This window comes from Tenacibaculum sp. Mcav3-52 (assembly GCF_022347665.1).
Lineage (GTDB): Bacteria > Bacteroidota > Bacteroidia > Flavobacteriales > Flavobacteriaceae > Polaribacter > Polaribacter mesophilus.
On sequence record NZ_JAKRGE010000003.1, the window covers coordinates 500,519 to 514,348 of the forward strand.

At 30.3% G+C, this 13,830-nt stretch carries 12 protein-coding genes; 10 read left to right on the plus strand and 2 right to left on the minus strand.

Annotated elements, in window-relative coordinates; all coding sequences use genetic code 11:
* Nucleotides 1-12 precede the first annotated feature (12 nt).
* The 9 genes from MHM83_RS11585 (at nucleotide 13) to MHM83_RS11625 (ending at nucleotide 9,167) form a co-directional block, all read left to right on the plus strand.
* The gene (locus MHM83_RS11585) at nucleotides 13-873 is read left to right on the plus strand and encodes a hypothetical protein (protein ID WP_159616616.1); all 861 of its coding nucleotides are present in this window, start codon (nucleotides 13-15) and stop codon (nucleotides 871-873) included.
* A gap of 151 nt (nucleotides 874-1,024) precedes the next feature.
* The gene (locus tag MHM83_RS11590; RefSeq protein WP_159616618.1) at nucleotides 1,025-1,312 is read left to right on the plus strand and encodes a YciI family protein; all 288 of its coding nucleotides are present in this window, start codon (nucleotides 1,025-1,027) and stop codon (nucleotides 1,310-1,312) included.
* A gap of 287 nt (nucleotides 1,313-1,599) precedes the next feature.
* On the plus strand, nucleotides 1,600-2,910 hold the full coding sequence (locus tag MHM83_RS11595) for an erythromycin esterase family protein (protein WP_159616620.1): 1,311 nt from the start codon (nucleotides 1,600-1,602) through the stop codon (nucleotides 2,908-2,910).
* A gap of 321 nt (nucleotides 2,911-3,231) precedes the next feature.
* On the plus strand, nucleotides 3,232-4,575 hold the full coding sequence (gene purB, locus MHM83_RS11600) for an adenylosuccinate lyase (RefSeq protein WP_239179904.1): 1,344 nt from the start codon (nucleotides 3,232-3,234) through the stop codon (nucleotides 4,573-4,575).
* A complete protein-coding gene (locus MHM83_RS11605) occupies nucleotides 4,575-4,991 on the plus strand; it encodes a hypothetical protein (protein WP_159494876.1) in 417 nt (138 codons plus the stop codon). Before purB ends, MHM83_RS11605 begins: the two co-directional genes overlap by 1 nt.
* A 3-nt stretch (nucleotides 4,992-4,994) precedes the next feature.
* Entirely contained in the window at nucleotides 4,995-5,771 is a 777-nt protein-coding gene (locus MHM83_RS11610; protein WP_047790579.1) for a TerC family protein, read from the plus strand.
* A 60-nt stretch (nucleotides 5,772-5,831) separates the two neighbouring features.
* Nucleotides 5,832-6,140 (plus strand): hypothetical protein, encoded by a 309-nt coding sequence (locus tag MHM83_RS11615; protein ID WP_073183522.1) that lies wholly within the window; start codon nucleotides 5,832-5,834, stop codon nucleotides 6,138-6,140.
* 44 nt (nucleotides 6,141-6,184) lie between these two features.
* Entirely contained in the window at nucleotides 6,185-8,587 is a 2,403-nt protein-coding gene (locus MHM83_RS11620) for a TonB-dependent receptor (RefSeq protein WP_073183525.1), read from the plus strand.
* A gap of 13 nt (nucleotides 8,588-8,600) precedes the next feature.
* Nucleotides 8,601-9,167 (plus strand): type 1 periplasmic binding fold superfamily protein, encoded by a 567-nt coding sequence (locus MHM83_RS11625; RefSeq protein ID WP_239179906.1) that lies wholly within the window; start codon nucleotides 8,601-8,603, stop codon nucleotides 9,165-9,167.
* A gap of 344 nt (nucleotides 9,168-9,511) precedes the next feature.
* Here the strand turns inward: MHM83_RS11625 and msrA are convergent, their stop codons facing one another.
* Entirely contained in the window at nucleotides 9,512-10,168 is a 657-nt protein-coding gene (msrA, locus tag MHM83_RS11630) for a peptide-methionine (S)-S-oxide reductase MsrA (RefSeq protein WP_239179909.1), read from the minus strand.
* Between the two features lie 144 nt (nucleotides 10,169-10,312).
* Here msrA and dnaX point away from each other — a divergent pair, with 144 nt between their 5' ends.
* Entirely contained in the window at nucleotides 10,313-12,016 is a 1,704-nt protein-coding gene (gene dnaX / locus MHM83_RS11635; protein WP_239179911.1) for a DNA polymerase III subunit gamma/tau, read from the plus strand.
* Here the strand turns inward: dnaX and MHM83_RS11640 are convergent.
* Nucleotides 12,005-13,828 carry a cation:proton antiporter gene (locus tag MHM83_RS11640; RefSeq protein ID WP_047790574.1) on the minus strand — a complete coding sequence of 608 codons (1,824 nt, stop codon included), beginning with the start codon at nucleotides 13,826-13,828 and terminating at the stop codon, nucleotides 12,005-12,007. The genes dnaX and MHM83_RS11640 overlap by 12 nt on opposite strands.
* Nucleotides 13,829-13,830: the final 2 nt, after the last annotated feature.

Below are 13,830 nucleotides of genomic sequence, written 5' to 3' on the forward strand. Positions count from 1 at the left end.
AAATCAATAAATATGAACCCTATATCAATAAAATTTCAAGCATTTATCCCTAAGTCATTAGGAAAACCGTTATTAAGTTATTTTCAAAACTCAGAACATTTTAACTCTTTAACCAATAAAGAAGAGTTTATTAGAAAAATTAGAAATATAGATGCCAAAGGTTTTACTTGGCTTCCAGAACCAGGAAATAGTTTTAGCCATAAATATTTTGCAACCGATAAGGTAGAAATGCACCACCATCATAGCGAACATTCAACACGTTTAGCAATACAAATGGAAATAAATCCTGCTAAAATTGGCAATATGACTAGAATGGATGGAATTATTAAACACGACAAACATAAATTTAAATATGGAGGACTGAATAGTCAACATTCGGGTTTAAGTCACCAAGTATGTGCCTATATAAAAAAAGTTCCTGAATTGGTAGATACAGGAAGTGTATTTATTGAAACTGGACATCATTATGTAGGTGTTTGTAGTGATACTATTTCTCATGATCGTTCTGATGAACTCCCTTTAAATATAGATATACAAAATTCGTTATCAGGCATGTATTTTCATGAATCAGGAACAGTTTTAAAAAATGATACCACTACCATAAAGGTATCAGCTTCTGCTGGCTATCCTTATGCTGAACCTTGGTCTCCAAATATTGATTTTGAGTTAGAATTTATATTCTATAAAAATTTAGCAAATAAATCGCTTAGTATAAGCGTAAAAGGTTTTCACGACAGTTTCCCTGCCTATGAATTGATTGTAAATCGTAACGTTGCATACTCTCACAACCCTTCTCATTATGGGCATACAGGACCTGGTTTTACAAATTTAAACACAAGAAAGTATTTTAATGTCAATAATTGTAGTCTGTAAGTTATTAGACTTTTAGCATAATTTAGAATAGACCATTCAATGATATTGATTTTTTTATAGGTATTAATCCTAGTAACTATTTATAAGCCAAAACCACTATGATTCATACCCAAACAAACGTAAAAAACTATAACTGAATAAAAAACTTTAAATGTTTATTATTAATCTGACTTATAAAACAGAACTAAAAAAAATTGACCACTTTCTTGACGAGCATATTGAATTTCTAAATGAGCAATATGAATTAGGGAATTTTCTAGCTTCTGGACGAAAAATACCAAGAACAGGTGGAGTAATATTATCGAATGTCAAATCTAGATCTGAATTGGAAAAGATTATAGAAAAAGACCCTTTCAAGAAAAATGAATTAGCAGATTATGAACTGACTGAATTTGTACCGAGTAAAACTTGTAAAGAATTGAAGTTCTTAATGGAATAAAAGAATACGAACAATTGTATATAGCCACAATTATTGCAGGTTCATAGCTCAACTATTAAAATTGAAACATCTTTTTAACCGTACATTTTTGTACGTTTTTTTATTTTGTTTTATCTTGCTAACGCTTAATAAAGAAAGTAAAAATTGCTAAAAACTTCCTTTTTCATTTCCTAAACAAGAAAGCTTAGAAATAAAAATAAAGAACAGTAAAGTACTCTTATGCCTCCTTTTTAGTTGTATAACGATGTATTTTATGTTTATGTAAACAATAAAACGTTAAAAAAACTATGTATTTAAGACCTTATATTTCTGTCATTACATTTTTTATATTATTTCACTCATACTCTCAAAATCATAAAGTGGTAAACTGGATTAATGAAAATGCAATTAAAATTGAAGATGCAAATCCTGATACTAACATTACGATATTCAACAATAGCATTCCGAAAAAATTTGCAAATGCCAAATTATTCGGCTTTGGAGAAGCTACTCATCAAGGAAAAGAATTTTTCAATATAAAGGCAAAATTCTTCAAATATTTGGTTAAAAACCAAGATGTAAATGTGTTTATTATGGAAGATTCATATACCTCAGAAGCAGGAATCAACGAATGGATAAGCGGAGGAAAAGGAAACGCAGAAACTATTGCGAAAAATTTTAGTGTTGGATTTTGGTATTGTCAAGAAGTGGTCGATTTATTAGAATGGATGAGAAATTATAACCTTAATAAACCGCAAGAAGAGCAAATTCGTTTTTATGGTATGGATATTCAAAATGTAAAAAATGTAAACAGAGAAATACGAGCTTTGTTCAAAAAATTTGAAATCCCTGTGAGTGAAGAACTTCTTTTAGAGGTAGACAAGTGTGTAGAAAAAAAAATCATGTACAATAAACCAACTGATTGGGCGGATATTCAAATACCAAAACTAAATAAAATTAAAAGCCTTTTACTGAGTTTTAAGAGCAAAATAAAAAATCAGGAGAATATCGAAGAAGTTATTTCTGGAATAAGAGTCTTAGATTATCTCACTAAATACACATATTACGTACAAAATAATCATAGTCAAGATAGAGATTTGAAAATGTTTGAAAATGTTAAATGGATAGTAGAAAATAAATCTAATAACGGTAAAGCTTTTATATGGGCTCATAATAGCCATATTAATAATAAACAGGGTGGTGGAAATTATAATAGAAGAAATATTTTTAATTTAGGCAGGCATTTAAAAGAATATTATAAAAACGATTATTATAGTGTAGGGTTTGACTTTGGTACAGGTACACAAGCTGGTTATTTTTCTAGTAAAGATGAAAAACTCAGTTGGAAAAAAGTTGAAATAAAAGAACCTTTTGCTAAAACTTATGCTGAGACACTTAATTTGGCAAAGGACGAAATTTACTTTATTGATATGTCAATAGCTTTAGATGGTAATTCATCTAATTTCTTCAAAAAGAAAAGCAAACAAATAGATGTAGGCGGTGGAGGTTTCAAACCTAAAAAAAATAATTTATACAAAAAAAAGTTTTCAGAAATGTACGATGGATTAATCTTTGTAAAAAACATTTCACTTCCAACTTATAATCTGATTACTAACTAAACGTTTTACAACAAAGAACTGAGGTAAAAAACAAGTTAACTTATTACACACCGCTATTAAAGCTAGTTTTTTACCCTTACCTATAGCTACTATTCTATCATAGAGCTCTCTACGCTCTTTAGAAACTATTCAATAAAGTGTGTTGTTAATTATAAAAAACAATAGATTTATGGATATGAAAGACAATAAATTTGATTCCAAAAGTTTTAAAGCCCAAGCAATAAAAGAAACTCAACTTTAAGTACTAAAATTCCTTTAATTAAACTCTAAAAAAAAGGGAAGTATTTTCTATTTTTGTGCCTTTCAACACAACAACAAAACATGAACTTAACAGAATTAAACGCCATCTCTCCTATTGATGGCAGATACCGTAACAAAGTAGCAAGCTTAGCGAACTATTTTTCAGAAGAAGCTTTAATAAAATATCGTGTAAAGGTAGAAATTGAATATTTCATTGCTTTATGTGAAATTCCATTACCTCAGTTAGCCGATTTAAACAAAGATTTATACGCTGATTTGCGTAAGATCTATGAAGATTTTTCTGCAGAAGACGCGCAAAAAATCAAAGAAATTGAAAGCGTTACCAATCACGATGTAAAAGCTGTTGAGTACTTTATTAAAGAAAAGTTTGACAAGCTAAGCTTGAATAAGTATAAGGAGTTTATCCACTTCGGATTAACGTCTCAAGATATTAACAATACCGCTATTCCTTTATCTATTAAAGATGCAATGGATGAAGTATACTATCCAACTTTAGATACCTTAGTTTGCAAATTAGCTGATTTATCTGAAGAATGGGAAAATGTACCAATGTTAGCAAGAACTCACGGGCAACCAGCCTCTCCTACTCGTTTAGGAAAAGAGTTTTTTGTATTTGTAGAGCGTATTAACAATCAAGTTATTCACATACAACATACACCACATGCTGCAAAGTTTGGTGGAGCTACAGGTAATTACAATGCACACAAAGTAGCGTATCCAAATATTGATTGGAAAAACTTCGGAACTCATTTCGTTGAGGAGATTTTAGGTTTACACCATTCCTTCCCTACTACGCAAATTGAGCACTACGACCACATGGCAGCTTTATACGACGGATTGAAACGTGTAAATACGATTTTAATTGATTTAGATCGAGATGTTTGGACCTACGTTTCTAACGACTACTTTAAACAAAAGATTAAAAAAGGTGAAGTAGGTTCTTCTGCAATGCCACATAAAGTAAATCCGATTGATTTTGAAAACTCAGAAGGAAATTTAGGAATTGCAAACGCTATTTTTGAGCATTTATCTGCTAAGTTACCTGTTTCAAGATTACAACGTGATTTAACGGATAGTACAGTATTACGTAACGTTGGAGTTCCTTTTGGGCATACGTTAATCGGTTTTGCTTCTACGTTAAAAGGATTGAACAAGTTATTATTAAACGAGGCTAAGTTTGCAGAAGATTTAGAAAATAACTGGGCAGTAGTTGCTGAGGCTATTCAAACTATTTTACGTCGTGAAGCCTATCCTAATCCATACGAAGCTTTAAAAGGATTAACGCGTACGAACGAAAAAATAAACAAAGATTCTATCGCTAACTTCATTGATACTTTAGAGGTTTCTGATGCGATTAAGAATGAATTAAAACAAATTACACCATCTAATTACACAGGTATATAATGAGATATTTACTTACTTTTTTAGTTTTAGTCTTAGCTATTTCGTGTACTCCAGACAAAAAAGGAGATCCAACACGTTTTGTTCATGGAACCTTTGAAATTCCTGCTGGTGACAATTATGGAAAAACAACTATTGTAAGAAAAGATAGTTTGCAAATTGAAGAGTACACCAAAAAAGTAAGTATTTCTACAGATAGTTTGGTTACCGAAAAGGAGATAAAACACATAGATACACTCTACATCAAATGGAAAAATAATTTTGCATACACTTTGCGAATGAAAAATCCTAAAACTGATTTAGATAAAGATCCTATATTTGTTCAAATAACTAAAGTAACCGATAGCTCTTATAATTTTACAGCTCGTATTGGCTACTCTAACTTTAAACAAAAAGGAACTGTATATAAAGTGCAATAAACTATGGAAATTTTCTTACAAGCAGATACTTGGATAGCTTTACTAACTCTTACTTTTTTAGAAGTAGTACTAGGGATTGATAACATTATATTTATCTCTATCGCCTCCAACAAACTCCCTGAAAATCAACAAAAAAAAGCTGCTAGAATAGGCCTCCTTTTAGCGATGATTTTTAGAATTCTTCTTTTATTAGGAGTTTCTTATTTAATAAGTATGAAAGACCCTATTTGGAATATTGACTTATCTTGGTTAAAGGTAGGTGTTACAGGGCAAAGTTTAATTTTATTTGCAGGAGGTGTATTTCTCTTATACAAAAGTACTAGCGAGATTCACCATAAAGTGGAAGGAAAAGGAGATGAAGATGCTACAAACACCTCTAAAAAGAAGAAAACATTACTAAATGTTATTACTCAAATAGTGCTAATTGATATTGTTTTTTCTTTTGACTCAGTTTTAACTGCTGTGGGTATGACCAACGGTATTCAAGGAGCGCTAATAATTATGATTATTGCCGTAATTGTCTCAATATTAATCATGCTAATATTCGCTACTCCTATAAGTAATTTTGTAAACAAGCACCCTACTATTCAAATGCTAGCCTTGTCTTTTTTAATTTTAATTGGGTTTATGTTAATCACTGAAGGAGCACACTTATCTAACATGATTGTTTTTGGGCAATCTGTAGGTGCAATTCCAAAAGGATATTTATATTTTGCAATAACATTTTCTTTATTAGTTGAAATGCTTAATATGAAAATGCGAGGTAACTCAAAAAAATAAAAAAAAGTTAAAAACCCTGTTTGTACAAAAACAAACAGGGTTTTTTATACATTTGCACTAATGTTAATATTTAAAAAACATATAGTTTCCCTAAGTATAATTGTATTACTTATACCTTCAGTTATACAATTAGTTCATGCTTTTGAAAAACACGAACATACTATATGTATATCTAAAAATGATAAACATTTTCATAAAGGAGAAATAGATTGTTCTACTCTTCATTATCAGTTTCAAGTATTTTCTGAAGAAATACTTCCTATTTTTGATGTAATTCCTAGAACTTTTTTTAAATTAACATCTTTTCTAGGTGAAATTACATCTTCTTTCTATATTATAAAAAAACTCTCTAGAGCACCTCCTTTTTAAGTTTTATAAAAATTAAAACTTAAATAATAATATAAAATCTTTACATGAAATCAAATTGTATCATTTTGATGCTTATGCTTGTATTTTTTTCAACAGCATATGGTCAAAAATGTGAATATACATTTTCTGGTTTAGTTGAAGACTTTCACGATAAATCTCCTATTGTAGGAGCTACGGTATACATTAAAAATCAAAATAAATATGCTGTTACTAATATTGAAGGAAAGTTTACAATTAAAAATGTATGTTCTGGTAAAATTATAGTTGAAGTATCACATGTAGCTTGTGAGTCACAAACTATTGAACGTAACATTTCTAAAAACACTTATTTAGTTATTGATTTAGAACATCATGAAGAAGAACTAAATGAAGTAAATATAAAAGGTATTACGGGCTTAAAAACTAAAACAGCACAAGAAACAGTGTTAAAATCAAATGTTTTAGAAAAAAATAGTGACGCTACTTTAGGAGATGCCCTTAAAAATATTTCTGGTGTCTCATCTATTAATACAGGGAATAGCATAGTTAAACCTGTAATTAATGGATTACATGGTAGTAGAGTTTTGGTGTCTTTTAACGATGTTAGATTACAAGATCAAGAATGGGGTGTAGAGCATGCTCCGAATATTGATATTAATGCTGCTAACTCAATTTCTGTAATTAAAGGAGCAAATGCTTTACAATACGGAGGTGACGCTATTGGTGGTGTAGTTATACTTAATCCAAAAAATAATATTCTTAAAGACACTTTATTTGGAAAAACAATTGTATCACAACAAACCAATGGTCGTTTGTTTTCGGTAGCAACCAATGTAAATAAAAACTACGAAACAGGTTGGTATGTAAACGGACAAGCATCATATAAAAGATCGGGTGATTTTGATGCTGCAAACTATAAACTTACTAATACAGGTATTAACTCAAAAGCATTAACTGTTAATACTGGTTTTCATAAATTTGAAAAAGGTTTTGATTTATTTTATAGTTACTTAGATAATCAAGTTGGTATCTTAAGTGCTTCTCATTTTGGTAATATTACCGATTTAGTAAATGCAATAAATAGTAGACAACCACTTATTATTGATGATTTTAGCTATACTATTAATAATCCAAGACAAGAAGTAACTCATCAAATTTTTAAAACTAAATTTTATAAACGTTTTAAAGCTTTTGGTAAGCTATCGTTGCAATATGATTATCAAGTGAATCATAGATTAGAATTTGATAAACGAATTGGTGATAGAAAAAACTTACAAGCAGTAGACTTAAAACTTAAAACTCATAGTTTTAAATCTGATTTGTATTTAGATTCAAATACAGACCAAATTTATAAATTTGGTATAAGTGGTTTGTATCAATCAAATTTTTCAGATCCAATAACTAAAGTTAGACGATTAATACCAGATTATGATAAATATGCTTTTGGAGCCTATGTTATTTCTAATTTAACGTTTGACAAACTGTATATAACAACAGGTGTTAGATATGATTTTAACCATATTGATGCTAAAAAATTCTATCAACAATCTAGATGGGATAATTTAAATTATCAAAATGATTTTGGTAATATAGTAATCAACCCAAATGTATCTGGTTCTCAACTACTAACAAATCCAACATTTACTTATCATAATATATCAGCTTCTGCAGGTATTACCTATAATGCAAATGATCGTAATTCTTTTATATTTAACTATGGTTTAGCAAACAGAGCTCCAAATCCATCAGAACTATTTAGCGATGGATTACACCACTCTGCTGCTAGAATAGAATTAGGAGATTTACGCATTAAAACAGAAACTTCTAATAGGTTATCTGCCTCTTACAAGTACACTAATAAAAAGGTTAACCTAAATTTAGAAGCTTTTTACAATCATATTAAAGATTTTATTTACATAGAACCAAGTGGGCAAGAAACTACTAATAGAGGTACTTTTCCTGTTTGGTCTTATAAACAAGTTAACGCACAGTTATTTGGTATTGATGCCAGCACTCAATACAACATTAATAATAATTTTGTGTTAACAAACAAAAGTTCATTTTTAAGAGGTACTGATGTATCTAACGACAGACCGTTAATAGACATTCCTCCTTTTAAAACAGTAACTTCGCTAGCTTTTAAAAAAGAAAACTGGCAAAATTTTTATGCTTCTATCGAAAGCGAATACAACGCAAAACAAAACAAGTATCCTAATAATAACTTTAATGCCTTTATTCCTACATTAAATCAAAATGTACTTGTTGATATTAGCACACCTCCAGCAGCATATCATTTATTAAACTTTTCTTCAGGGTTTGATTTTAAATTAAATAAAACAAAAGTTAACATTAATTTATATGTAGACAATATTTTAAACAAATCTTATCGAAATTATTTAAATAGATTACGATATTTTGCTGACGACTTAGGAAGAAATTTTAAAGTTCAACTAAAAATTAATTATTAAAAAACATTTAAAAATGAAAAATATTAAATTATTAGCCATATTATTTATTTCTGCATTAGCAATTACTTCTTGTTCTAGTGATGATAACCCAGTACCAGTTAACGAAGAAGAAGTTATTACTACAGTAACTGTTAAATTAACTCCACAAGGAGGTGGTGATACCGTTACATTACAAAGTAGAGATTTAGATGGTGATGGCCCTAAGGCTCCAGAGGTTACAGAAGGTACTTTAAGTGCAAACACAACATATAATGGAGAAATTACCTTGTTAAATGAATTAGAAGATCCAGCTGAAAACATTACTAAAGAAGTTGCTGAAGAAGCAGACGAACACCAGTTCTTTTATAATGTAACAGGTGGTATTGCTAGTACTTTCTCTTATGCTGGTGATAATGATGCCAATGGAAATCCTGTAGGTATTAATTTTACGGTTGCAACTGGTGCAGCTGGAAGTGGAAATTATGTTTTTATCTTAAGACACGAGCCAAATAAAGGAGCTTCTGGAGTAAAAGAAGGAGATATTACCAACGCTGGTGGAGAAACAGATGTACAAGTTTCTTTTAAAGTAGAAATACAATAATTATAACAATCCATATTATAAAAGCCTCTTAGTAACTATGCTGCTAAGAGGCTTTATATTTAAACCAACTTTTACTTGATAAAGTTTTTAATACTTTTCTTTTTTAGCAAACTTGGATATTTGCGTTTGAACCAGTTTAGTTGAGAAATTGAAAACTACTTTTTCTGTATTGGAATATACTACTACCGATTCTATATGTTCTACACAACCCAGTTACATTTACCAGAAAATTTACTCCTAAAAATATTTTTATAGAAATAACCTTTACTCTATAAAAAATAACTCCCCAGTAACGCTGTTGCTGGGGAGCTTTTATATAAACAAACTTTAACTTAATAAAGTTTTTAATGCTTTTCTTTTTTAAGCAATTCCGGAAACTTACGTTTAAATCGGTTTAGTCGAGGAATTGATACTTTTTGCACATACGGATTCTCTGGGTGCAATCGTTCATAGTTTTGATGATACTCTTCCGCAGGGTAAAACTTCTCCATCTTTTTAACCTCCGTAACTATTTTCCCTTGATAAACATCTTTATTTAACCTTTCAATAGTATTTTCTATTAGCTGCTTTTCCTCTTCTGTTTTGTAAAAAGCTATTGATCGGTATTGTGAACCATAATCAGGATGTTGCCCGTTTTTAGTGGTTGGATCGTGTGAACCAAAAAACACCGTTACTAATGTTTGAAAACTAACTTTTTTCGGATTATAATATACAGCTACAGATTCAGCATGTCCTGTTCTACCTGTTCCTATTGTTTTATAGGTTGGATTTTTAGTATGTCCTCCTGCATATCCTGATACAGCTTCTTCTACTCCATTTACACTTTCAAAAATTGCTTCTACACACCAAAAACAACCACTTGCAAAGTAAGCTACTTGTGTTTCTGAGCTTGTTTCTACTGACACCTCTTTTAGTTTTTCTTCTTTTTTTTGTGAAAAACTTAATAACGTTACCGCTAAAACAACAACAGTAAATACTGTTACTTCCTTAAATATCTTCATATAATTCCTATTATTTATATGTTAGTTGGTCGTACAAAGAATACAATTTTTACAATTGTTTACAACTTTAATATTTCCTTAAGAATTTTGTTTGCGTGTTGCCACTGTGTTTTCTATTTTTGTTCAAGTAAACAGTAGATTTTAATGGAACATTTTATAGTATCGGCACGTAAATATCGTCCTCAAAATTTTGAAGATGTGGTAGGGCAACAAGCTATTACCAATACGTTAGAAAATGCTATACAAAACAACCATTTAGCTCAAGCTTTATTGTTTACAGGACCTCGTGGAGTTGGTAAAACATCGTGTGCTCGTATCTTGGCTAAACGTATTAACCAAGAAGATGCAACTACTGATGATGAAGATTTTGCTTTTAATATTTTTGAATTAGATGCGGCTTCTAACAACTCGGTTGATGATATTCGTAATTTAACAGATCAAGTTCGTATTCCGCCTCAAACAGGAAAGTACAAGGTTTATATTATTGATGAGGTTCACATGCTTTCTCAAGCCGCTTTTAATGCTTTTTTAAAAACGTTAGAAGAACCGCCTGCACATGCTATTTTTATTTTAGCAACTACTGAAAAACATAAAATTATACCAACGATATTATCTCGTTGTCAAATTTTTGATTTTAAACGCATTGGTGTTTTAGATGCTAAAGAGTATTTAAAAACAATTTGTGCTAAAGAAAACATTACTGCTGAAGATGATGCATTACATGTAATTGCTCAAAAAGCTGACGGTGCAATGCGTGACGCCCTTTCTATTTTTGATAGAGTTGTAAGCTTCTCTGGAAACAATTTAACTCGCGAAGCTGTTACTCAAAACTTAAATGTGTTAGACTACGATGTGTATTTTAACATTACCGATTTATTACTTCAGAATAAAATTCCAGAAGTCTTAATGGCATTTAACGATGTATTGGGAAAAGGTTTTGAGGGACATCATTTTATAAACGGTTTGGCTTCTCACTTTAGAGATTTGTTAGTTGCAAAAGACCAAGCTACCATAGCTTTATTAGAAGTTGGTGATAATACTAAGAAAAAATATTTAGAGCAAGCTTCTAAAGCCAGTATGCAATTTTTACTCCCTGCTATAGACAAGGCTAATGATTGCGACTTGAAATATCGAGGAAGTAAAAACCAACGCTTATTGGTAGAACTTACTTTAATGCAAATTGCCTCTATCACTTTTGATGGAGCAAAAAAAAAATCTAGCAACTACATAATTCCTGCTACTTTTTTTACCGCTTTATCTCCTTCTGTCAAAAAAACTGAGGTAAAGCCTATTGTTACAAAAACTCCTAAAAAAATGGAATCAGTACAAGTAACTAGTACTGAAACAAAAGAAAAAACTCCCACTAAACCAGTTTTAAAGAACATTAAACGACGTACTTCTGCTTTATCTTTAAAAAGCTTACAGCAAAAGAAAGAAGTAAAAAGTACTATTGATACAGAGGAAAACTTCGATAATCATCCAAGAACTCCTTTTACTCAAGATGAGTTAAAAGATGCTTGGAAAAAATATTATTTCCAATTACAAGGTTTTGGAGAACGAAGTATCGCTGCTATTTTAGCTTCTGGTGAGCCCAAGTTACAAGAAGATTTAACGATTATTTTTTCGTTACCTAATCACTTAATGAAGTCGCAACTTGAAAAAGGAAAACCTAAATTATTACGTTTTTTACGAGAAAAATTAAATAACTACGGTATCCAAATTAATGTTATTGTTAATGAAACTGTAGAAAAAAAGTTTGCCTATACTCCTCAAGAGAAGTACGACAAACTAAAAGAAAAAAATCCATTAATTGAAAAATTAAAGAGTACTTTTGGCTTAGATGTTTAAATTCTTACCTACGTAAACTAACTTCCAATCTTCTATTTTCTTTACTTTTTTCTCAAATTCTGAGATTAATAGAATTTCATTCTTTTGACTCTTAACGAAAATTGGAATCGATTTTTGATCTCTGTTAATTTCTTCAATTTTCTTCTTATAATCATCAATAGAATTAACTACTGTTTCGTGAATTTCAGGGAATTCTCTTACAGCTTCCATTAAATTAATATAATCATCTTCTATTGTAAATAAATGATCTTCGTCTTCGTAATCTTTTGTAATAACTTCCTGTGAAGTTGCTAAACGATAAGCTCCTTGCTCTCCAAAAATAGAGGAGAAATTAGAAATTACAAATTTGTTAATTGAATCACTTCCTGTCATTGCTATTAAATATCCTACATCATTAAGTTCAATATTGTCTGTAAGTTGATCATCATAAATATTTACTTCAATTGATTCTAATCCTTCTTCTTTGGCCTTTTCAACATTTTCAATATTAGAATCAATCAACACCACTCTTCTTTGGTTTTGTTTTAAATACTTAGCAATCATTCTAGCTAAATCTGAAGCTCCAACAATCATTATTGCATTTGAACGTTTTAAAAATACACCAACTAATTTAGCAAATAACCTTGCTGTAGTAGCGTTTAACAAAACAGTTCCTAACACCACCATAAATACTAAAGGTGTAATATATTCTGCTCCTTCAATTCCTTGCTTTAACAGCTTGCTTCCAAATAACGAAGCAATACCTGCTGCAACAATACCTCTTGGCCCTACCCAACTAATAAATAGTTTTTCGTTAGTTTTTAAATTAGATTTTGAGGTACTTAAAAATACTGCTAACGGACGTATCACAAACACAATTAAAGCAAATAGAAGCAATGTTTTCCACTCATATAATAGTGTTAGCTCTTTATAATCAATATTTGCTGATAATAAAATAAATAGAATAGAGATTAACAAGACACTTAATGATTCTTTAAAGTACAGTATCTCTTTTAAGTTCTTTAATTTACTATTACCAAGTACCATTCCCATAACCACAACAGCTAATAATCCTGATTCATGAGCAAATAATTCAGATTCTACAAATACTAATAAAACAGTGGATAAGGAAACTACATTTAATAAATAATGTGGCACCCATTTTTTATTAATTACAAAGATTAAAGCATGGGCAAAAGTGAAACCGAAAGTGGTTCCAAAAAGGATAATTTTTAAGAATTCTAATAAGGCTGTTCCAGTAAATCCAGCACCTCCACCTACACTTATAAATTCAAAAACAAGTACAGCTACTAATGCTCCAATAGGGTCTATTAGTATTCCTTCCCATTTTAAAACTGCTGAGACATCTTTTTTAAGCGGTATGTTTCTAAGAATTGGTGTTATTACTGTAGGTCCAGTAACAATTATTAATCCAGAAAATAAGAATGACAACTCCCAACTTAATCCAAATACATAATGAGCAATTATAGCTCCTCCAAAAAAGGTAACTGCAGATCCTAATGTGATTAATTTGGTGATAACAGGACCTATATTTTTTATTTCTCCGCGTCGTAAGGTCAAACCTCCTTCAAAAAGAATAATACTAATTGATAATGACACAAAATAGTACAGTCCTTCGCCGGGGAATAACCCTTTTTCACCATCCCAAATAGGTTCTATCCATTTACTTCCATCATCATTAAAAAATTCTGCTGCAATAGGTCCAACAAGCAATCCTATTAAAATTAAAGGTAAAATTGCTGGAATTTTAAACCTCCAAGCTACCCATTGAGCTAAAATTCCAAGTATAATTATCCCTGCTAGTTCTAACATAT

What these genes read in the sequence shown, in the direction of transcription:
- MHM83_RS11585 (WP_159616616.1), top strand. Translation starts at nt 13, where the DNA reads ATGAACCCTATATCAATAAAATTTCAAGCATTTATCCCTAAGTCATTA.
- MHM83_RS11590 (WP_159616618.1), top strand. Translation starts at nt 1,025, where the DNA reads ATGTTTATTATTAATCTGACTTATAAAACAGAACTAAAAAAAATTGAC.
- MHM83_RS11595 (WP_159616620.1), top strand. Translation starts at nt 1,600, where the DNA reads ATGTATTTAAGACCTTATATTTCTGTCATTACATTTTTTATATTATTT.
- purB (WP_239179904.1), top strand. Translation starts at nt 3,232, where the DNA reads ATGAACTTAACAGAATTAAACGCCATCTCTCCTATTGATGGCAGATAC.
- MHM83_RS11605 (WP_159494876.1), top strand. Translation starts at nt 4,575, where the DNA reads ATGAGATATTTACTTACTTTTTTAGTTTTAGTCTTAGCTATTTCGTGT.
- MHM83_RS11610 (WP_047790579.1), top strand. Translation starts at nt 4,995, where the DNA reads ATGGAAATTTTCTTACAAGCAGATACTTGGATAGCTTTACTAACTCTT.
- MHM83_RS11615 (WP_073183522.1), top strand. Translation starts at nt 5,832, where the DNA reads ATGTTAATATTTAAAAAACATATAGTTTCCCTAAGTATAATTGTATTA.
- MHM83_RS11620 (WP_073183525.1), top strand. Translation starts at nt 6,185, where the DNA reads ATGAAATCAAATTGTATCATTTTGATGCTTATGCTTGTATTTTTTTCA.
- MHM83_RS11625 (WP_239179906.1), top strand. Translation starts at nt 8,601, where the DNA reads ATGAAAAATATTAAATTATTAGCCATATTATTTATTTCTGCATTAGCA.
- msrA (WP_239179909.1), bottom strand. Translation starts at nt 10,168, where the DNA reads ATGAAGATATTTAAGGAAGTAACAGTATTTACTGTTGTTGTTTTAGCG.
- dnaX (WP_239179911.1), top strand. Translation starts at nt 10,313, where the DNA reads ATGGAACATTTTATAGTATCGGCACGTAAATATCGTCCTCAAAATTTT.
- MHM83_RS11640 (WP_047790574.1), bottom strand. Translation starts at nt 13,828, where the DNA reads ATGTTAGAACTAGCAGGGATAATTATACTTGGAATTTTAGCTCAATGG.